The organism is Bacillus sp. CGMCC 1.60114, from assembly GCF_042676365.1.
In the GTDB taxonomy this organism is placed as follows: domain Bacteria; phylum Bacillota; class Bacilli; order Bacillales; family Bacillaceae_G; genus Bacillus_A; species Bacillus_A rhizoplanae_A.
In genome coordinates this window covers 475,693-495,457 of the sequence record NZ_JBHTHG010000117.1, presented here as the reverse complement: position 1 = coordinate 495,457, position 19,765 = coordinate 475,693, and the positions used below count along the sequence as shown (strand labels likewise).

General features: G+C 33.0%; 20 protein-coding genes. 3 read left to right on the top strand and 17 right to left on the bottom strand.

The window, feature by feature from the left end; all coding sequences use genetic code 11:
• Positions 1-23: 23 nt before the first annotated feature.
• The 7 genes from ACFQZ1_RS21015 to ACFQZ1_RS20985 form a co-directional block, all read right to left on the bottom strand.
• Complete coding sequence (locus tag ACFQZ1_RS21015) at positions 24-317, bottom strand: lasso peptide biosynthesis PqqD family chaperone (protein ID WP_377884096.1); 294 nt, start codon at positions 315-317, stop codon at positions 24-26.
• Complete coding sequence (locus ACFQZ1_RS21010) at positions 318-1,250, bottom strand: phosphoenolpyruvate carboxykinase (ATP) (RefSeq protein WP_377884095.1); 933 nt, start codon at positions 1,248-1,250, stop codon at positions 318-320.
• 89 nt (positions 1,251-1,339) lie between these two features.
• Positions 1,340-1,465, bottom strand: a complete 126-nt coding sequence (locus ACFQZ1_RS21005; protein ID WP_377884094.1) for a paeninodin family lasso peptide — start codon at positions 1,463-1,465, stop codon at positions 1,340-1,342.
• Positions 1,466-1,479: 14 nt separating this feature from the next.
• Positions 1,480-3,417, bottom strand: a complete 1,938-nt coding sequence (locus tag ACFQZ1_RS21000; protein ID WP_377884093.1) for a lasso peptide isopeptide bond-forming cyclase — start codon at positions 3,415-3,417, stop codon at positions 1,480-1,482.
• Positions 3,418-3,780: 363 nt separating this feature from the next.
• The gene (locus tag ACFQZ1_RS20995; RefSeq protein WP_377884092.1) at positions 3,781-4,254 is read right to left on the bottom strand and encodes a S24/S26 family peptidase; all 474 of its coding nucleotides are present in this window, start codon (positions 4,252-4,254) and stop codon (positions 3,781-3,783) included.
• Complete coding sequence (locus ACFQZ1_RS20990; RefSeq protein WP_377884091.1) at positions 4,241-4,513, bottom strand: PqqD family protein; 273 nt, start codon at positions 4,511-4,513, stop codon at positions 4,241-4,243. Before ACFQZ1_RS20990 ends, ACFQZ1_RS20995 begins: the two co-directional genes overlap by 14 nt.
• A complete protein-coding gene (locus ACFQZ1_RS20985) occupies positions 4,510-5,304 on the bottom strand; it encodes a hypothetical protein (RefSeq protein ID WP_377884090.1) in 795 nt (264 codons plus the stop codon). Before ACFQZ1_RS20985 ends, ACFQZ1_RS20990 begins: the two co-directional genes overlap by 4 nt.
• Positions 5,305-5,795: 491 nt before the next feature.
• Here ACFQZ1_RS20985 and ACFQZ1_RS20980 point away from each other — a divergent pair, with 491 nt between their 5' ends.
• From ACFQZ1_RS20980 to ACFQZ1_RS20970, 3 genes are all read left to right on the top strand, one after another.
• Complete coding sequence (locus ACFQZ1_RS20980; protein WP_377884089.1) at positions 5,796-6,014, top strand: hypothetical protein; 219 nt, start codon at positions 5,796-5,798, stop codon at positions 6,012-6,014.
• Between the two features lie 132 nt (positions 6,015-6,146).
• Complete coding sequence (locus tag ACFQZ1_RS20975) at positions 6,147-7,973, top strand: ABC transporter ATP-binding protein (protein ID WP_377884088.1); 1,827 nt, start codon at positions 6,147-6,149, stop codon at positions 7,971-7,973.
• A gap of 37 nt (positions 7,974-8,010) precedes the next feature.
• Positions 8,011-9,138 carry a nucleotidyltransferase domain-containing protein gene (locus ACFQZ1_RS20970; RefSeq protein WP_377884087.1) on the top strand — a complete coding sequence of 376 codons (1,128 nt, stop codon included), beginning with the start codon at positions 8,011-8,013 and terminating at the stop codon, positions 9,136-9,138.
• 408 nt (positions 9,139-9,546) lie between these two features.
• On the opposite strand, the gene ACFQZ1_RS20965 is transcribed toward ACFQZ1_RS20970, so the two are convergent.
• From ACFQZ1_RS20965 to ACFQZ1_RS20920, 10 genes are all read right to left on the bottom strand, one after another.
• Positions 9,547-9,891: a helix-turn-helix domain-containing protein gene (locus ACFQZ1_RS20965; protein WP_377884086.1), complete on the bottom strand. Its 345-nt coding sequence runs from the start codon at positions 9,889-9,891 to the stop codon at positions 9,547-9,549.
• Positions 9,892-10,431: 540 nt separating this feature from the next.
• Entirely contained in the window at positions 10,432-11,583 is a 1,152-nt protein-coding gene (locus ACFQZ1_RS20960; protein WP_377884085.1) for an aminotransferase class I/II-fold pyridoxal phosphate-dependent enzyme, read from the bottom strand.
• Positions 11,584-11,614: 31 nt separating this feature from the next.
• Positions 11,615-12,310 carry an HAD family hydrolase gene (locus ACFQZ1_RS20955; RefSeq protein ID WP_377884084.1) on the bottom strand — a complete coding sequence of 232 codons (696 nt, stop codon included), beginning with the start codon at positions 12,308-12,310 and terminating at the stop codon, positions 11,615-11,617.
• Positions 12,300-13,289: an ATP-grasp domain-containing protein gene (locus tag ACFQZ1_RS20950; protein WP_377884083.1), complete on the bottom strand. Its 990-nt coding sequence runs from the start codon at positions 13,287-13,289 to the stop codon at positions 12,300-12,302. The genes ACFQZ1_RS20955 and ACFQZ1_RS20950 overlap by 11 nt, the downstream gene beginning before the upstream one ends.
• Positions 13,276-13,881 (bottom strand): sugar transferase, encoded by a 606-nt coding sequence (locus tag ACFQZ1_RS20945; protein WP_377884082.1) that lies wholly within the window; start codon positions 13,879-13,881, stop codon positions 13,276-13,278. The genes ACFQZ1_RS20950 and ACFQZ1_RS20945 overlap by 14 nt, the downstream gene beginning before the upstream one ends.
• 127 nt (positions 13,882-14,008) lie before the next feature.
• Entirely contained in the window at positions 14,009-14,182 is a 174-nt protein-coding gene (locus tag ACFQZ1_RS20940) for a YwzD family small protein (protein ID WP_377884081.1), read from the bottom strand.
• Between the two features lie 119 nt (positions 14,183-14,301).
• Positions 14,302-14,538, bottom strand: coding sequence for a serine O-acetyltransferase (locus tag ACFQZ1_RS20935; RefSeq protein ID WP_377884080.1), 237 nt, complete (start codon positions 14,536-14,538; stop codon positions 14,302-14,304).
• A 43-nt stretch (positions 14,539-14,581) separates the two neighbouring features.
• On the bottom strand, positions 14,582-14,890 hold the full coding sequence (locus tag ACFQZ1_RS20930) for a hypothetical protein (RefSeq protein WP_377884079.1): 309 nt from the start codon (positions 14,888-14,890) through the stop codon (positions 14,582-14,584).
• A gap of 62 nt (positions 14,891-14,952) precedes the next feature.
• Positions 14,953-16,002 carry a UDP-glucose 4-epimerase GalE gene (gene galE / locus ACFQZ1_RS20925; protein WP_377884078.1) on the bottom strand — a complete coding sequence of 350 codons (1,050 nt, stop codon included), beginning with the start codon at positions 16,000-16,002 and terminating at the stop codon, positions 14,953-14,955.
• Between the two features lie 569 nt (positions 16,003-16,571).
• Positions 16,572-19,115, bottom strand: coding sequence for a right-handed parallel beta-helix repeat-containing protein (locus ACFQZ1_RS20920; protein WP_377884077.1), 2,544 nt, complete (start codon positions 19,113-19,115; stop codon positions 16,572-16,574).
• Between the last annotated feature and the right edge of the window lie 650 nt (positions 19,116-19,765).

Genomic DNA, 19,765 nt, shown 5'->3' with positions numbered 1-19,765 from the left:
CAGATCTAGTAAAAAGTATAAAACTAATCTTCAATATGAATTAAATGCTCTTTGAATAAAAGTTCTAAAAAGGAAAGAACTTGTTCTTCACACTCTATTCGTTCTACATCATAATTAGATGTTAACTTATTGACCAACTGATCAACCGTGATTGGCTCTTCAATAAGATCCCATATTTCCCCTCCCATTTCACCTAAATTGTAGTACTTTCCTTTTTGAACATTTAACATTACTTTTTCTCCATCCATATCACTTACGATGTTTCCTTTACTTTGTACAACCTGGCACTTTAACGAAATCTTTTGAGCATCGATCATCTATATTCCTCCTTTATTTAAAGAACTTAAAATGAGAGATACAAGTTCGTGAGCTGTAAATCTTGAAATGGGACGCTTTAACTGGAACATATCAATTTTATTTACCATATTTGCAGAATTTGCAAAATGCCATTCCATCAATCCTAAACGTGGGATTAAAAAGTTGCGAAATGTATGCCGAAATAAGGTGTGCAAACGCTCAAGTCCTTCAGTTCGAAGCAATTCAATGCTCTCATTCTCCGTTTTAACTAGTTCAATCACACCTGCAAGAGGTAATGGATCAGCAAAGAATTGGGAAGATACAGGTACGGCATACTTCGTTTCTCTTTCAAACAACGGACGATAGTGAGTTGTTTCCATTCCAAACTCATTTAAGCTCTCCTGCCATAATTTTTGCTGCGGATAAGACGGCATAACAAATGGAGAATTTTCATATGAAAGAGACACGGCAATCACATCATCACTTAAAAGTTGATATCCTTTACGCAAAAAGGCTGAAGCTAGAGTTGATTTTCCAGCCCCCGAATCACCTACCAAAGCATAAGTCTTCCCGTTAATGGCTATCGCACTTCCATGTAATGGGAGTATTTTTCTCTGCATTAATAACGCTCCCATACAAGTTCCAAGAATATAAAGCCGTATTTTATCTTCTTCCACCCCTGGCATAGGTGAAACAATAATTTTTTTTCCTTCTTGTATAGAAAATATAGCAGTATGAGGGACCTGAAACATCACTACATTTTCTTCAACAACAAACCTTTGTTGTTGCTCAGCAGTATATTTACGCCATTGTCCAGATAAATCGGCAATTTCAATTGTGATATCTGCCATATCCTTCTGTTCACTCATTTGAGGTAATTCTGGTAGAGGAATTTCGCTTACTATTCTTAATCCGAAAGCTTTATATACCACATTTCTTACGGTATTTATCATCTTGTTCACTCCACATTTTCAACAAAATTGTTTTTTAAAGCCCTTATATGATTTCAGACTATATAAGGGCTTTAAAAATTTTTCATAATTTAGCTGTACTTTACAGGATCGTCTGGATCAGGTTGAACAGCATCAGGAGTTTTATGTCCAGGTCCAGCCATCGTCATGTTAATATCAAGTACTTCTAGTACTGGTTTTTGCCACTCTTTTTTCATGGTATCACCCCCTTTCAAGTGAATTTTTTTATAAACCGATAAACGATTAGACTACGCATTAAAATTCTAAAGTCTAAATCAAACGCGTATTCTGGTCGCGGTTCTTCTCGAATCTTTAAAATTGCTGCTTTAATTACTTCTACATTTAGAAATTCAGAGATTATAGGATCTGTGCTAAGCTGTTGAAGTTCCTCAATAAATGTATTCCAAGCAGGTGCCATACGATATACCCCGTCTGCTCCCTGAACACCTCGAACCCGTTGATTTAACCTAACCTTATCAGGCAGATAGTTTTTTGTTGCTCTTCGAATAAGAGCCCGATCTAAACCATTTTGGACATATTGCTCTTCCGGAACTGATAAACAAAATTGAATTATACGTAAATCATTCGTTGGATCACGGTCCCATAAAGAGTAACGTAGAGATAATTTCGTTCCATACGTCCCATTTATACTCCAATAGTACAATTGCTCAAATTGTTGCTTTTTCATTTCATATGCAGTTGAAATGGAGGAACCCGTCATATCGATATCATGCTCTTTGAGCTTATCTAAAACGTTCATTTTTTTTGCAAATTCTGGATTGATTATTACTGGGAAAAGACTTTGGTCTTCCGATGAAAATAACTGATTTAAAAATGGAAATGCCTTTTGTCTTACTACTGCAAAGACTCGCGATTTTTTTACTCCTATGTTTCTACTATATAAATGCAACTCACGGAAAAAGCGAATCCAATGCAGCCTTTTCAAAAGCATAGCTTGATAGTCTAAAACGGGCCCCCACGATACAGTCCAATTACCTCTTTGTCCGCTCAAAAGCACACCTATTCCTTGTTGATGGGCTTCTTCATAAACACCCTTTAACCAAAAAGTATTCTCAAAAAATTTATATGGCATCTCCAATGTTTCAAGCCAATCATCAACTTCTGATAAGGGGCTTCTTCCTGTAAAATCCAAATAATGATCCTTTATATTTCCTACATGCTGTACAGTCGATTGAATAAAAGGCCTTTCATCAGCTACCCTACCTTTATGTGTCCAATCTACAAATCCCTCTACCGGAACATAACTAAACGTATGTAATTTCTTATTCTCTTTGCGTAAATCTCTTGAAGCGAAACTAACAACAGAACCTGAATCCAGTCCTCCGCTCAAATGAGCTCCTACTTGATGGTGAGTGCGTAAACGCGTCTTTACTGCCCTTTGATATACGTCTCGAAATGCCTCTTCATATTCTTCATTCGACTTAAGCCGGAGCTTTTCTCCAGCAACCGGTGTGTAATATCTCAAAAGTGTTACTTTACCGTCCTCCACCGAGATAGTATGTGAAGGAGGTACCTGCTCTATATGTCTATAGACTGTTAAAGAAGGATCTACCGATTCGAAGTTCACTGGTATAGCTAAAAATTCAGCAAGCCATTGCTCGTTCAGAGTCTTCTCGATATATGGTAAAGTAAATAACGGCTTTATAATCGTACAAAAAGCAAACCGTTGCTGACCACGATAAAAATAGAGAGTCCGACTCCCAGAAAAGTCCCTTGCTCCAAATAGTTTTCGGTTTCTTTCATCCCAAATCATAAAAGCAAAATCGCCTATTAAATACTTAGGAATTTCTTCCCCCCACTTTTGATAGGAGAGCAAAATTAATTCGCTGTCTGTCATCCTTTTTCTATCCGCATAATCCACTTGTAGCCTTTCAAATAACTCATCACGATTATCAATAATGGCATCTGCTGTAATCGCTAATTGTCTTTCGTAATCATAAAAAGGCAATTGTTCACCAATGGACTCTGGTGTAATCCATTGTGCGTGACAACCTAGGAAGACGTTATCTTTGTGCCATGTTTGAACATCATCAGCAGGATATTTTTGCAAATCCTTCATTATACTTGTGCCGTATTCAATCGTTATAGGCTCATCACTAAAATGTAAAATCCCAGTTATAGCACTCATTTTTTCCTCCCATTATGCAACAAGTAAGTAAAGCCCAATCGAATCAAGTAAAGCTCTCATCAGCTTAACTTAATTCATTCTCCACTGATAATTACTTCTCACGAATTGGGCTTTTACAGACAGTTCCTCCACAACTACCTACATTTTGTCGCTCTATTTATGTTCTTTTTAAAGAACATTTATGTTTAGTTCAACAAAAAACAACAAGTAAAGATTTATAGTTGATTTTACTATCTATTTTTCAATATATAGCTGTTTTTTAATTTCATAAAAGAAGAATATTATTAAGATAAAATTATCATTTCATCTTTACTATGTCAATAAATAAACTGAATTTTCAACTTATTATAATTTCTAAATTCTTTATAATGAACTCCCCTGTTTACTCTTTAACCTTGTCCACAAGTATAGATATTTTCTACACCATCTTGGTAAACTAGGCAAAGTTAAAACAATGCATCTCCATAATCGAGCTATGAAACCGTCGCAATTCAATTGAAATTTCTTTTTTTTAATACAAACTAATTTTCCTATTAATTGAGATTTTTTCACAGGGGAATCAACAGAAACATTTGTATCTCCCTTACACTTATAGTAAAGCACACCATTTTCAACAAAATTATCATAATATCTGTGCCCTACTAACTGTCCTTGATTTGATACGAAAAGTACAACTTCCCCTTTTCTTAATTCCTTACTCCCTAAAGGGACAAACCTACAAATATCCCCCTCTTTAATCAAAGGATACATACTGACTCCAGAGGAAGGAATATCAACCCATCCTTGTTTTTGAAGCAAGTATTTTATACCTGAAATTTGGAGACTACACTCTTCCATTTTGTATTAAACCTATCCCTTTTAATTCTTCTAGAAAAGCCAATGCATCTAATCTTGCTGTATTTAAATCAACATCGTAATTATCTGCAATATTACAAATGATATCTTCAAACTCTCTTTGTCCTCTTACTTCTTCTAAAATATAAGCACCAATAGCATTTACCTTTGTTACCGTAAAATTTTCTGTATTCATAATAATCCACTCATTGTCAATTTCTACAATATTTATGTCGTTTGTGCATTCATATTTTAAACTCATGATATCAACTCCCAAAAGCTATCATTTTTTTGAAAATACATCTTATAAACCGGAATTTTATCTACTAATTGTTTACACATATCTAATAGTTTTGCTGTTTCTAAGGAGTCGTGGTGCCAATAAAAAACTTTATCCATTATCCCTAACATAGCGTCTGATTTTTTCACTGGTAAAGCTTTCACATCTAACGATTGAATTAGAAGATAAATTGACGAAAGATGACAAGATTGATAGGCATAAGATGTCGTTAATTCACTTCGAAATGGAGAATCAAATACTCTAATTTCATTCTCATCTATTTTCACAATAGTGGCTTCATCGGATAAAAGCGGTCTAGGTGCTGATAACTTAGCAACTGTCGATTTACCCGCTCCCGATTGACCACTAAATAGATAAGCTTTTCCTTCATGATCCACACAAGATGAATGAATTAACAGTCCCCAACGATTATGGATGATAAAAGCACTATATAGATTATGTAAAGCATGTTTTAAAGCTAGTTCATCATAAACTGAAATCGTTGCTTCATTATATATACTGTTAACATTAATGAGATAATCAGCACGCTGATACGTAATCTTGTCTGAATCGGAACAAATTTCTACATTATAATCCACAAAAGAGACTCCATAATTGCCTTCAATATGAATAGATAAATTGGGTGATTTAATTTTTGCAACATGATTTCCTTCAGCAATTTGAAAATGTGTCTTTATCCAATCCATTAACTTTTCAGATGTAGAAGAGATTGAAACAATATGTTCTCCTATTTGAACTAATACATTTTTCATAGCATGAGCTCCTATATTTCGTATTGGTTTATACATGTGACAAAATTTTAATTCCTTTAATAAAACCTTACATTCAATTCGTTAAGTTGAACAATTTACCCCAAAGTGTTCTATATAATGAATTTGTTTTCATTTTAAACACTGATATTCTGTTTGTAAATATATTTTTATATAATTAGAAATTTTGTTTTAAATTTAATCCCAAGAATAAATCCTCTATTTTGCAGTAGTGAAATACAAGTATAAAGTGAGACTTCCATCAATGGGTGGTTCTTCATCCTCATTGATCGAAAATATGACAAAATAGTACATTTCAATAGTATTTTCTCCCCATATATTCCCTTCAATTCCTGACAATCTTGAGGTTGAAGATAATTACTTATTAATATAATAAAAAATTCAGAAAATGTCATTTTATATATCTTTACTTTGAATTAACTGTTCTTTATAATGAACACGAAGCGCTACATTTTATAGTAGGGGGTAAATCAATGAAGACAGAGAATCTAAATAGACAAAAATCCTATACTCGACCTATGGTATTAAGCAGTCAACCTATCCGCTTTGAAACCGCTCAAAGCTGGAACAAAGGGCACGGTAACGTAGATCACCCAGGAAACGGAAATGGAGGAACAAACTATCCGAACCCTCCATACACAGGTCCGCATAATGGGAATGGCGGTGGCCATGGCGGCGGAAAAGGCAATTAAATAATAAATACATGTCTGCCAGAGTGTTCATTGTTACCTTTACAATTGAATTCTCTGGCACAAATACTATCAGCTTTCATATCTATGATAGAGAATATATAAAAAAGAAAAAATATAAAATTAGGGGTTCATATGATCGGACGAAAAAAACAAGCGATACTAGATACAATGAAACAATACTTTACAATGGGAGACATGCAAAAAACCTTTTCCTTATTAAGGCCTTATATTATGAGACATCGCAAGGCGTATATGGTTCTCCTTTTTTTACTATTTATTGATATCTTCCTTACTTTAGCGTTCGCTTGGCTTTTTGGAAATATTTTAGACGCAGCTGTACGAAGCGACTTTCATCGTATAAAATTGCTAGTTCCGCTAGCATGCATCCTAACATTCATAAGCATTACGTCAAGTTTCTTTGATACTTACTTCGAATCTGTCGCAACAAACGGTGTGAAACGAGATTTAAAAAAACAGTTATTTAAACATATATTACTGCTCCCTGCCAAAGATGTTTCTAACCTCCGTTCAGGAGAATTATTATCTCACTTTACTAATGATATTCATAATATTAATGGAGTTATAGGAAGAAGTCTTATTAATTTGATTAGACTTCCTCTTATTTATATTACTGTTTTTATTTATTTAGTTTATATCAATTGGAAATTAGCTTTATTGAGTGTATTAGTTGCGCCTCTCGCAGCACTAGCAGGTGTCGTTTTCGGTCTACTGCTTCGGCGAAATAGTCGACTCATACATAGCCTACTAGGTACGATGAATAACCTGCTTAACGAAACTTTTCTTGGCTTCTCTGTGATTCGTTCATTTACAATGGAAAAATTGTTATATAAAAAATTCACCCAGCAGAACCAGCAGCTATATTCTCTAGAATTAGATAACACAAAACTAGGTGGATGGTTTTATGCAGGCGGCCAAGCTGTAAGCTCCTTCACATTTCTTATCAGTCTCTGTTTAGGCGCATATTTTGTTTCAGATGGAGTCATGTCAGTAGGCTCATTATTAACCTTTATCAATCTAGTTAATCATTTAGTATATCCGTTAACAGGACTAGCTGGTCAATGGGCAGGATTTCAAAGATCGATTACAGCTGTAGAAAGGCTCCTAAAGATTTTGGAATTACCAACTGAATCTACGAATATAGCAACCTATTCCCCAGCTAAACCAGTAATAAAATCAATTCAGTTCCAAAACATCACGTTCAGCTACGATGAACAACAAATAATCTTTAAACACTTTAATTTAAAGATTCACGCAGGAAAAGTAACTGCAATTGTTGGTTTAAGCGGTGCAGGGAAAACAACTCTATTTAATTTACTGCAAGGTTTTTATAAACCGCAATTGGGCTGCATTTTGATTGATGATATAGCAATTGAAAATCTCTCTCCTTCTGAATTAAGAAGTTCGATTGCCCATGTTCCTCAAGAAACCTTTCTTTTCGGTGGAACAATAAGAGAAAATCTGCTATTAGCGCGTCCAGGTACCACTATTACTGAGAAGGAAATGATTGATGCTGCAAAGGCTGCTAATATCAATGAGTTTATTCTTTCTCTGCCGAATGGATATGACACAGAAATTGGTGAAAGAGGTATAAAACTGTCAGGAGGACAAAAACAGCGAATTGCCATAGCAAGGGCCCTATTAAAAGATGCACCTATTCTCTTGTTAGATGAGGCGACATCCGCACTAGACAGCCAAACTGAACAACAAGTACAAACAGCTTTAGATCGATTAATGATGAATCGAACGACGCTTGTCATCGCACACCGATTATCAACGATTCAGAATGCAGATTGCATTATCGTAATGGATGAGGGAAAAATTGTACAAACAGGATGCCATGAGGAGCTCGTAGCCAAAGACGGTTTGTATCGTGACTTATACCATATGCAAGTTTCTCAACAAGCAAAAGAAAACAATACGATAACTTTAAATGCTTAAATTAATATTGATCTAATGCAGAAAGGTGTTGAAATCCTTGATTGTTCATTTAATACAAGCATTATATGATTCACAAATTCCTGTACCAACTGACGAAGAATTTTATAAGCAAGCCATGGAGGATATTGAGTTTTTTGAAATTCACTCCCAAATTTATTATTTATTAAAACAACAAAGGATACTTAATCAAACACCCCTCTTTTTTCAAGAACAGTTGACTCAAAAATACAATGAAACATTATACCTAAATTTATTTATTAAAAACCAAACAGAACAAATTCTAAACAAATTTGAGGAAATTGAAGTTGATGTTATTCCAATTAAAGGTGTGATATTTGCAGAAAAATATTTTGGTCACATAGGAGCTAGGTCTACATCAGATATTGATTTGTTAATCAAAGCAAATAATCTAAAAAAAGCCATTGATTGCATAAAATCACTAGGATTTACAGTTGAAGAAGAATATATCCCTTCTCATTTCCATTGTAGCTTTAGTAAAGCATTGCCTGGATCAACAATTCCCCTAACGGTTGAGATACATTGGGATCTATTAAAAGAAAACACATCCAACCTTCAAATAGAAGAATTTTGGGATCAAGCAAAATCTTTAAAACCATATAACTATATAAAAGAACTTTCTGATTATCACACCTTTTATATGATTTGCCTTCACGGTTGGAAGCATAATTTAAATTCTTTAAAGTATTTTATAGATATAATTCAAATGATATACGCGTTACATGACAAACTTGATTATGCTGTTTTATTTAAAGAAGCAGCTTCTCACAAAACTTTAAAAAGAGTCCTTAGAACTTTAGCGATTGTCTATAATTTGTTTCCACAATTAGAAAACGTAAAACAGCTTCCTCTCAATAGAAAAGACAACTTATGGTGGGAATACAAAGCAATCAGAGACAGAGATTTTAAATCATTTAAGCAATACATAAATTTTGCTTACTTCAACTTTTTAGATTTTGATACAATCAAACATTGTCTAATAGCCATATACAACTGGATACTGCCTTCTAAAATAGAGCTCTCTTTCGAATTGGGATCAAATAGCATGGAGAGGCATCTTTTCTTTGAATATGTAAGATTATATAAAAAGAGGGGGTATAATTTTTTAAACACTATATTACGTCGTCAGAGAATTGAGAAGCAATAAGATTCCTATTTTATAATAGTGAAAAGCAGGTCTTCACCCTTCCTTGATAAAAGCCAGTCAAATCAAGTACATACCAACAGTTTATTCCCCACCTAAATTCCTTATTTTCCTCCAAACTTTAAGGTGGGGTATTACTGGTAAGATTAAAGACAGAAAAAGCGCTTACAATTTTTCATGGAATAAAATTTACCATATTCAACCTGAAAAGATAGAAGTGAAAAAATAAGCAGAGTGCTACTGTCAACATAATAAAACAACTTTTGCAAGACATGTTTATGCGGAGTTATCATAAGGAGAGGCTGTCTTTTTATGCGTAAATTCTGCATGGAGATAAGTTTTACAGCACACTACATAACATAAAATCTATCATAATAACGAAACTACCATAAACAAGAATGTACAGTTCCATTACTTGTTTACTCCTGAATTCTGCCATTTAATGAAATCAATTAATATTTTAAATTCCCCAAGCTCCTCTTTATCAACCCCTGCTTTTTTTAATTCATAAACAAAATCAATCCATTCTCTTTCAATCTTCTGTTTCTTTTCCACATTTGTTTTCGTTTCGAGTAATGTATTGAGATCTGCCTCCAATACCAATGCTATCTTTTCCATCACTTGGATAGACGGATTTTGGTTTATATTTCTTTCAATATTGCTTAAATAGGACTTGGAAATTCCAGCCCTTTCTGCTAGTTCAGATAAAGTAAGCCCCCTATTTTTTCGAAACTGATAAATATTTTTTCCAATCATTCGTTTAAACCCCTCCTTAGCCCCATTTTTTATATCATACACTTCTCTATAAGGGAAACTAAGATTTACCCTTCTTTTAAAAACTGTTAATATATATAAGGTTGATGTTCATAAATTATTTTCGTAATAAGAAACTCAATATAAAAATACTATTCTTTAAAAAGAAATGTACAATCATCATAAATAAAATTATTAAGAAATAGCAACGCAAAACAGTTAATGGGTTACACATCATTGAATACATACTTCTTTGCGCTCATAAAGTTTATCAAGGAGGTTCCGCACTATGTTTTCACTTTTAACGCTTTCATATAAAAAGGCAAAGAGCAATTACCATAAGATTATGTATACTTATAATTATATTCTCTATAGAGATTGCCTTGATATTCAATTAAAGGAAAAGTTTCACAAAAGAAGAAAACATCACGAGAAAAAGATAAACCTAACTACTTTTATTCGTGTTTAATCCCATTTCAAACGTAATAATTCATATAAAGGCACCTCTTGAATGTAGACATGTCATTCAGAAGGTGCTTTATTTTATAAAGCATTTTTGATACATTGAATGACCCTTTGGTATTCCTCATCTGTCATGTTGGAACTAGAAGGAAGACAAACACCCATTTTAAATAATTGTTCATCCACATGATTATTTTCGTTATGAGGATAATATTTTCCCCCTTCAAAAAGCGGCTGCATATGAAGCGGCTTCCAAACAGGACGAGCTTCAATATTTTCTTCAGCCAAGGATCCCAATAGTGATTCTATAGATATACCTGCTTCTTTTTCATCAATCGTTAAAGTTGTAAGCCAACGATTCGAACAAGTATTTTCTAGTTCAGGCATAAAGTCAAACCCAGGTATACTAGATAATTCTCGGTAATACCGCTCAAATATGAACCTTCTAGCCCGAACTCTCTCTTCTAACACCTCTAATTGAGCTCTTCCAACACCGGCTAATATATTACTCATTCGATAATTGTATCCCATCACGCTATGCTGGTAGTGAGGTGCTAAATCTCTTGCTTGAGTTGCTAAAAACCGCGCTTTCTCTAATGCCTCTACGTCATTGGAAACAAGCATTCCTCCACCAGAAGTTGTGATGATTTTATTGCCATTAAATGAATAAATACCGAATTTCCCGAATGTTCCACTTGCTTTTCCTTTATATGTAGAACCGAGAGATTCTGCTGCATCCTCAATGACAGGAACATCATATTCATTACATAATGAAAGAATTTCATCCATTTTCGCGCTCTGCCCATATAAGTTAACAACAATAACAGCTTTGGGTAATTTACCTTCTTTATTCGCATCACGTAACGCACGTTCCAATGCTTGAGGCGACATATTCCATGTTTCCGGCTCTGAATCAATAAATATTGATTCAGCTCCTAAATACATAATAGGATTTGCACTTGCTACAAAAGTAAGACTTGAACAAAACACTTTATCTCCTTTTTGAACTTCTAATAACCGCAGTGCCAAATGAATAGCAGCAGTGCCTGAACTAACCGCTGCAGCATCCTTTACGCCAACAAAAGTTGCAAGTTCCTTTTCAAAGGCATCTACATTCGGACCAAGAGGAGCAATCCAATTTGTATCAAATGCATCCTGAATATATTTTTGTTCATTTCCGCTCATGTGCGGTGATGAGAGATAGATTCGTTTTTTATTTTTAACCGTTTGCATGTAATCACAACCTTTTATACATACTTAGATTTTACGTACCTAAAAACATATGCTTTAATACAGGTATATTTGAAAGTTTTCTTAAATTATCAATTGTATAGTGGGCATTATAATCTTCTTCAACTCTAACGTTATAGTAGACACCATCTTCTCTATCAATATGGACTGTTGTCCACTTCAATTTCTTAGCAGTTATAAAATCTTTATTTAAATTATCTCCTATGTACGCACACTGATGATGAGGAACTTGAAGTTCCCTGCTTATTTGTTCATAAGGAACTTGACTCGGCTTCCAATGTTCTCTTCCAAACCTATCAGTAAGAATTACGGAATGAAACTTTTCTTTTAACTTTAACGCATTGACCTTTTTTTCTTGGGTAGCTAAATATCCATCTGAAATAAGTCCAACTTTAACGTTATTAACTAAATTATTCAGTACCCACTCCGCTTCTTCTAATAATTTGATATCAGGTTCATGAAATCTATATTGTTCTAACATATTACTAATCAATTTTTCATCATAATTAATATTTAATTTCTCAAGCGTTTTATTAAAAACAAACTTTTTTTCTCCTGAATCAAATAATTGAATTGCAGTATTATAAAATCCAATTTTCTTATATTTTTCTCTAAACCAATTATCAACTGCTTTAAAACCACTTATGACATAATCCTTTTCTTTGTATAAAGTATCATCCATATCAAAAACAATCGCCTTAATTACCATATTGAATACTCTCAGTAAAGACTGCTTCATCATATCTAAGCATCATTAAGTTTTCTTTCCAACTGAAATCTTTTTCTGCAAAAACTTCCCCCTGACACATTTTAATTGTCCATAGAGGAAAATTTGCTCCTGCTTCTATTGATAATGGAATTCCTCCTCCAAAACGGGGATTTATTTCAATAAACGTAATTTCTCCATCTGCCTTTTTAAAACATTGCAAAGTAATACATCCAACAGGCGCGGGCAAATTTTTAACTACATTTTCCACAGCTTTAATAATTTTATGATCTTTCTTAGTAACACCCTTACTTACCTCACCCGCTCGCGTTTCTATACGTAATCTAGGAACAATGGTTTTAATATTACCATCAAAATCCACCATTACATCTACTGTATATTCTTCTCCTGAAACATACTCTTGTATCATCGCGTTAGGTATATAGTCCTTGAAAAAATTCAATTCCTTTTCATTCCTAATTTTTGTAACACCTTTACTAGAGCTTCCATCACGAGGCTTAATTAATACTGGGAATTGATACTTTTTTCTGTAAATTTCTTCATCACTATATACTTTAGGAGTAAGAATATTATGAGAAGTAAAGAAGTTATAAGTATTTACTTTGTTATTAGCTATCTCATTTAGTTCTTTACCGGAAACTAATACTTTTACACCAATTTCTTCAAAAATCGGCTTATTTTCGGCTAAAAGGATCAATTCAGTATCAATTAATGGAATGATTAGGCTAATATTTTCTTTTTGACATATTTGTAATAACTCTTCTACATAATTTTCTTCCGTTACTCTTGGAACAATAAAATGCTTATCACCAAAATAAACAGTCGGGGCAGTTTCTTTTAAATCTGCAGTAATAATGTTCCCGTTCATTTTTTCTTGCTTAAAAGCTTCTTTAAATTTTTTTATTAAAGCTACTCTTCTACCAGAACTAGTAAACAAGATATTCATATTATTTTTCATCATGTTCTATACTCCCTTTAAAAATTGGCATAGTTGCGTGGTTTCCATTTTGTATACCTTCTGATTTTAAGACTTTACTAAAGGTTAAATATAAAATTTTTAAATCTAGAAGAAAACTTTGATTCTCAACATACCATACATCCAATTTAAATTTTTCATCCCATGAAATGCTATTTCTCCCATTTATTTGTGCCCATCCAGTGATTCCAGGTTTTACATGATGTCTTTTAGCTTGTTCATTAGAATATAAAGGTAAGTATTCCATTAATAACGGTCGTGGTCCTACTAAACTTAGATCTCCTTTTACAACATTTATAAGCTGTGGTAATTCATCTAAGCTATATTTTCTAAGAAATTTCCCAAATGAGGTTAACCTAACTTGATCAGGTAATAACTCACCATTATTATCCCTTGCGTCGGTCATTGTACGAAATTTGTAAAGATTAAATGATTTTTCATATAACCCAGGACGTTGTTGTTTAAATAGTATAGGAGATCCTAATTTCAATCTAACCAGGATTGCCACTACAAGAATAACGGAAGAAAAACACAACAATAACAACAAAGAAATAACCAAATCAAGCAACCGTTTCATTAGTAATCATACCCCTAACTCAGATTCTTATTAATGCTTTTTCGCAGATAAATAGTATGGAAAGCTTTTGTTATGCATCTTATATCATTTCATAATAAATCTTAAAAACAAATTTTTTATTGCTCTCTTATTTTTTTAGATTTATAGATTCTTTTGATGTGTGCATAATCGAAAAGAGTTGTTGCTTAATTTCTTCTATTAAATATTTTACCTCTACATTTTTTGATTCTTGACCCCTTTTGTATATATACATGAGTATCTCTTTAAATTGTTGTTCAGTTAGTTTCTCAGAAAGCTTCATTATATCTAACCCCACTTTTTATTTACCTTTCTCCGCATAAAAAACTAGATAGACTGAGTACATTACAAATAAGTTCTTTTTTACTGTCTACCTGAAAGGGATAATATGATAACAGTGTTCTAAAAGCTGTAATTTGTATTACCAATATATCCTTTTGAACTATTCATCGAAATTACTTTTCCTGGAACACCTACAACAACAGCATTATCTGGTACATCCTTGGTTACCACACAATTTGCACCGATTGCTGCATTATTACCTACGCGAACAGCCCCAACAATTTTTGCTCCTAGGCCTATATAAACATTATCTCCTATAATTGCTACTCCTTTTTTCACCTCTATTAGCCATTCCAATGGTAACATCTTGACTCAAATTACAATTTTCCCCTATTCCAACTTAATTGTTAATCACGATTCCTCCAAAATGCCCAATATAAAATCCTGTACCTATCTTAGTTTTAGGTGAAATCTCAATACCATACTTATATTTACATCGCTGAAGAATAATCATAGCTATTAAATAAAGAGGAGAATACAACTTATTTTTATGACTTAAATACCTACATAAGCGCAACCAAAAGGTATAACGATACCTTGGAGAAATATATTGACGCAAAACTAACTTTTTAACATTGACAATTTGAGTTTCTTTGTATCGAAATAAATCTGAATACCAATATTTTTTTAGCTCTTTAAAACTCATCATATGATTCCTCCTTTTATACTTGTAACTAAGGGCAATATCCGTAGGTAGTTTTATAATTTTTCTTATTCACTAATTTCAGTACTAGTTAGTATATTAGTCTCTTTTTCATAACCATTTGGATTATTCAACTGCCACCTCCATGAATCTTTACACATCTCTTCGATTCCTTTTTCAGCAACCCAACCTAACTCTAGTTTTGCCTTTGTTGCATTTGCATAAGAAATAGCTATATCACCAGGACGACGATTTACAATTCTATATGGAATTTTCTTACCTGATGCTTTTTCAAAGGCTGTAATCATTTCCAATACACTATAACCACATCCTGTCCCCAAATTATACGCTTCTACCCCTTTAAATCTCGATACCTTTTCAAGGGCTCTCAAATGTCCAATTGCAAGATCTACAACATGTATATAATCTCTCACACCTGTACCATCGTATGTTGGATAATCATTACCAAAAACACTTAATTCACTTAATTTCCCAACAGCTACTTGTGTAATATATGGGATAAGATTATTCGGGGTACCGCTTGGATTTTCTCCGATTCGTCCGCTTTTATGCGCTCCAATAGGATTAAAATAGCGTAAAAGAGCAACGCTCCACTCATGGTCAGACACATACAGATCACGTAACATTTCTTCAATCATCTGTTTTGTGCGCCCATAAGGGTTCGTTGCTCCAAGTGAACATTCTTCAAATATAGGTACAGATTCCGGCATTCCGTATACAGTAGCCGAAGAACTAAATACTAGCTTTTTTACATCATATTTTTTCATAGCTTCACACAATTTAAGGGTTCCTGAAACATTATTTTCATAATACCAAAGCGGCAAGGAAACTGACTCACCAACTGCCTTCAATCCCGCAAAATGGATAACAGCATCAATATGATTTTTAGAAAAAATGATATCTAATGAATCCTTATCTAATAAATCTGTCTGATAAAATGTAAAATCTTTTCCTGTAATTTCGCGAACACGATTTAAAGCTTCTGGCTTACTGTTTGAAAAATTATCTACCACGATGATTTCATATCCAGCATTTAATAGTTCTACACATGTGTGAGTGCCGATATAACCTGCCCCGCCTGTAATTAGGATTTTCATATATTCTTTCCTCCCAGAGTTATTACTTTTTTAATGTCCTCTTCTCCTAAAGCTTCTTAGATTCTTGCATTTAAAAATAAAAAACAGCTCAATTCATTTGTTGAGCTGTACAGTCCTCTAAAAAATTTTATAATTTATTGGTTTAAGTTAAACCATCTTAACCTACTGCTTTTTGATTATTACACACCCTGGAACTCCTCTTGTCAATAATTCATATTACAGACTTATATAAGACATTTATTACGTATGATAAACCAAGGCACAGTACTATTAACCAACCAAAAATTACAATAAGATATCTAGGTGCAAATGTAAATTCCGTAAAAATTGACATATAAAAAACATATGGATCCAATATATGTTTTTTGAGTGATTATCAAAGAAGGTAAATACCGTTTATTAGCTTTACGTAAATCAAATGCAATTCATTTTAGTTATTATCCAATAGCTGTTCCTAGAATCCTAAAAAAACTAAGCGTAAATAAGAAAAACCACTATGCTTATTAAAAAAGCATAGTGGCTTCCCCTTTATCTATATTAATAACAATAACTAAAAGAGAAAAAACACATTATGTGCTAATAGATCCGAATGTTTTAAATACTGCTAATGGCCCAATTTCCTTCCATGTAATATTATTATCGGTAACTGTACTACCAGAAATCGGTGAAAAGGCAGGTCGGGTCGTGTATGACGTACCATTATTTAATGCTTCATATACATGATTACCAAAATTAATTCTACTACCTTTTGAATAATAGTTAGATGCTATCCATATTTGATCATTTGCATATCCAGCTAAAGTACAAACCCAACCAATATATCCTCCTGCAGCTGGGTTTGAATTTCTTATTTCTTGTCCTAATCTATAATAACCTGATGTTGGAATACTTGACATTTGGTAGTATGGATCTGTTATACCGTTAATAATATTTCCTTGCAGAAATTCTTTCCCTGTAATCATCATTGTTGCATTATTTGACATGTTGTTTTTCATTACAATTTGAAGAGTACTACTTGCTGTTCTATTATCAATTCCAACTTGTGTTAAATTCGTAGAAGTTACATTATTATTTTGAATTACTGCTTGTTTACCTGCAAAGGCTACATCTAAAATAATAATGGCTCTTTGAAGAGTATCATTTGTAATTTTTATAACATTTCCACTTAACACGATATCATCAGACACATTTTGAATATTTAAGACTGTTCCATTCGGTTTTTCAATATAGCAATTAATCATCTTAAATGCTTTGAAATTATTTACCGTAAGTAATGTATTATTTATATCCGTACTAATGATCTTACAATCTCTTAATTCCAACGAATTTACTGTACTTGATTGTGCCCCTAAAAGGACAATGTCTTTAAAGAAACAATTTGTATACGTTCCCGCAAATAAAGTTGGGTTTTTTACATTTTTAAATATTGTATTTTCAAAAATCCAACCTGGTTTAAATGTTCCTGCTGTTGAATAATTTAAATATAGTACATCTTGTCCTTCAAATACGCAGTTCGATATCGTTTGTGGCTCATTTTCCACCTCTAGAGTCCACTGATACAATGATGACAAGGAGTTTAGTTTATCTACATCGTTAAAAAAACGACAAGAATCCACTTTAACTACATATGGGAAAGGTGTATCAATAATCATTTTACTATTCAAAAAAACATTATCAAATATATTAATAGACCTATTCGCATATATACCTTGAGCATTTATTTGTGCTCCATACACATAATTGTTAGAGAAAATAACATCTCCTGATAAAAAGACCTTTGCTAGTCGGATATTATTCCCTGTTACAATTACTCTATCTGCGCCACCATTAATCGCTATCCCAGCATAAGCATTTGAAATGGTATTCATGATAGAATTATTTGCTATATAAATAAATTTCCCATTTACAACAATAATGTTATATTTTTGATTGTCATGAAAATTGTTTCTTTCAATATAGATATATTGGTTCAAATCATATCCATCTTCAATATCAATTCCACTTTGTGGATCAGTACCTGCGATATGATGAATGTCATTATCACGAATGTACACATTCTTTGCGCCACCTACAGTAATCCCTTGTCTACGACAATGGTGTAAATTGCATTTCTCAATATAGGTATATTGAGGAAAAGAAGGGACCCGAACATTTATTAAACAATTTGCAGGAGCAGGAACAGTACTTTGGTTAAGAACGATTTTAGCATAACTTGCTCCACTAGGAACTTCCACTTCATCAAAAAATTGCACATTAATTTTTGCAGATATGAATGTGTTACTTGAATTATAAAAAATTACATCATAATAATCACATGTTATACCAGAACCTAACCCGCCAAATCCATTCCCATATAGACCGAAGTAGCCATATTTCACAATAGCTGCTTGCGTCATATCAATTTGTAATGTGGAGCGTATTTTTGTTGTACTATTTATTAATGAACCATCTGTTGTACTGATTGAACCTTGTTCAAATGAACTAGCTAATGATGTTGGAAAAGGTGAAATCTGACCAAAAGAGCTGTTAAGTGTAATTGCATCTCCTGTACAATCTAAAATATCTAGATTATCTAAAGATACAAATCTTGTATTATTTCCTCCATCAGAAGCCCCTAATTCAATGCCGCGTCCTCCCTCATGTGTTCCTCCGCTAGAGTAATCATGAGTATCTTTATCTCCTTGAATAATACCATTTGTAATCCTAGAGTACACTTGATTTTTACGGAAACTCACAACCGCATATCCCATCAAGTTATTTGTTTCCATTTTTAAAGTTGCACCATTTAGATTCAGCGTTAGGTAGCTTTGTGGTTCAATAGGTTTATTTTTATCAATCAAGTACGTTCCTTTCGGTAATACAACTTCTGTATATCCTTGTTGAGAAGCCCAAACTAAAGCATTATTAATACCTTGAGAAGTATTAACAGCATCAGTTCCATCATTTTTAACATTCCATCTATTTAATTCAAGCACATATGTGCTTAAATCACTTGTATCTGTTAAAGATTTTGGAACCCATTTTGATTCAGTACTATCATAAGTCAAAACATCATTATTAGAAGGCAGCTTGGTTATTAAATCTAAGTCACTAAGATCTCCAAGATTAGCCACACCAATTTACACCTCTTTCTTGTTTCTCTATATATTATGTTTGGTGAGGTAAATTGATTGGATATTAATAGAATTAAAATACATTTCTTAAGAAAAATAGTATAAACGTTTATCCTTTATATAAATCCAACTAGAAATTTCACTACGTTCACCATTCCTCACTTCAGCCTGCACTAAAAATAGCAAGAAGAACAGAAGGAGATAAATATGGATTAGCTTTGTATCTCAAATTTTCAAGTTTAGACAGTAAAAACATTGCAAGAGCATGAGCGCAAGTATAGAATGCTCGCCGATTTAAGTCCTACATTTTTACTCTATTTACAAAATACTGATCTGAGCTTTGTACTACGAATTTATTATTATTGTCTGAAAAAACATTAATCTGAACATAAAGCATGCTTAAAAACATCTTGGTTGATAAACCTATTTACTTGATCTGGATTTTTGTAGATTTGTAAGATATATGCTGTACATGGAACTATAGAATTCTCAATAGGATTGTTTAATGATCTAGAAAAATCTTTTATACATTTTTCTAGATCATCTTCACAGTCTTTCATAAGTTCTCCCACTAAAATAAATTTACTAACTTCACACGTTCATTATATAGAACCATAATAGCTGAATTTAAATCGAATATTCTTTGCTTA

Bases quoted from the DNA above. Each gene is read 5' to 3' on its own strand.
- ACFQZ1_RS21015 (WP_377884096.1), bottom strand. From the start codon at position 317: ATGATCGATGCTCAAAAGATTTCGTTAAAGTGCCAGGTTGTACAAAGT.
- ACFQZ1_RS21010 (WP_377884095.1), bottom strand. From the start codon at position 1,250: ATGATAAATACCGTAAGAAATGTGGTATATAAAGCTTTCGGATTAAGA.
- ACFQZ1_RS21005 (WP_377884094.1), bottom strand. From the start codon at position 1,465: ATGAAAAAAGAGTGGCAAAAACCAGTACTAGAAGTACTTGATATTAAC.
- ACFQZ1_RS21000 (WP_377884093.1), bottom strand. From the start codon at position 3,417: ATGAGTGCTATAACTGGGATTTTACATTTTAGTGATGAGCCTATAACG.
- ACFQZ1_RS20995 (WP_377884092.1), bottom strand. From the start codon at position 4,254: ATGGAAGAGTGTAGTCTCCAAATTTCAGGTATAAAATACTTGCTTCAA.
- ACFQZ1_RS20990 (WP_377884091.1), bottom strand. From the start codon at position 4,513: ATGAGTTTAAAATATGAATGCACAAACGACATAAATATTGTAGAAATT.
- ACFQZ1_RS20985 (WP_377884090.1), bottom strand. From the start codon at position 5,304: ATGAAAAATGTATTAGTTCAAATAGGAGAACATATTGTTTCAATCTCT.
- ACFQZ1_RS20980 (WP_377884089.1), top strand. From the start codon at position 5,796: ATGAAGACAGAGAATCTAAATAGACAAAAATCCTATACTCGACCTATG.
- ACFQZ1_RS20975 (WP_377884088.1), top strand. From the start codon at position 6,147: ATGATCGGACGAAAAAAACAAGCGATACTAGATACAATGAAACAATAC.
- ACFQZ1_RS20965 (WP_377884086.1), bottom strand. From the start codon at position 9,891: ATGATTGGAAAAAATATTTATCAGTTTCGAAAAAATAGGGGGCTTACT.
- ACFQZ1_RS20960 (WP_377884085.1), bottom strand. From the start codon at position 11,583: ATGCAAACGGTTAAAAATAAAAAACGAATCTATCTCTCATCACCGCAC.
- ACFQZ1_RS20955 (WP_377884084.1), bottom strand. From the start codon at position 12,310: ATGGTAATTAAGGCGATTGTTTTTGATATGGATGATACTTTATACAAA.
- ACFQZ1_RS20950 (WP_377884083.1), bottom strand. From the start codon at position 13,289: ATGATGAAAAATAATATGAATATCTTGTTTACTAGTTCTGGTAGAAGA.
- ACFQZ1_RS20945 (WP_377884082.1), bottom strand. From the start codon at position 13,881: ATGAAACGGTTGCTTGATTTGGTTATTTCTTTGTTGTTATTGTTGTGT.
- ACFQZ1_RS20940 (WP_377884081.1), bottom strand. From the start codon at position 14,182: ATGAAGCTTTCTGAGAAACTAACTGAACAACAATTTAAAGAGATACTC.
- ACFQZ1_RS20930 (WP_377884079.1), bottom strand. From the start codon at position 14,890: ATGATGAGTTTTAAAGAGCTAAAAAAATATTGGTATTCAGATTTATTT.
- galE (WP_377884078.1), bottom strand. From the start codon at position 16,002: ATGAAAATCCTAATTACAGGCGGGGCAGGTTATATCGGCACTCACACA.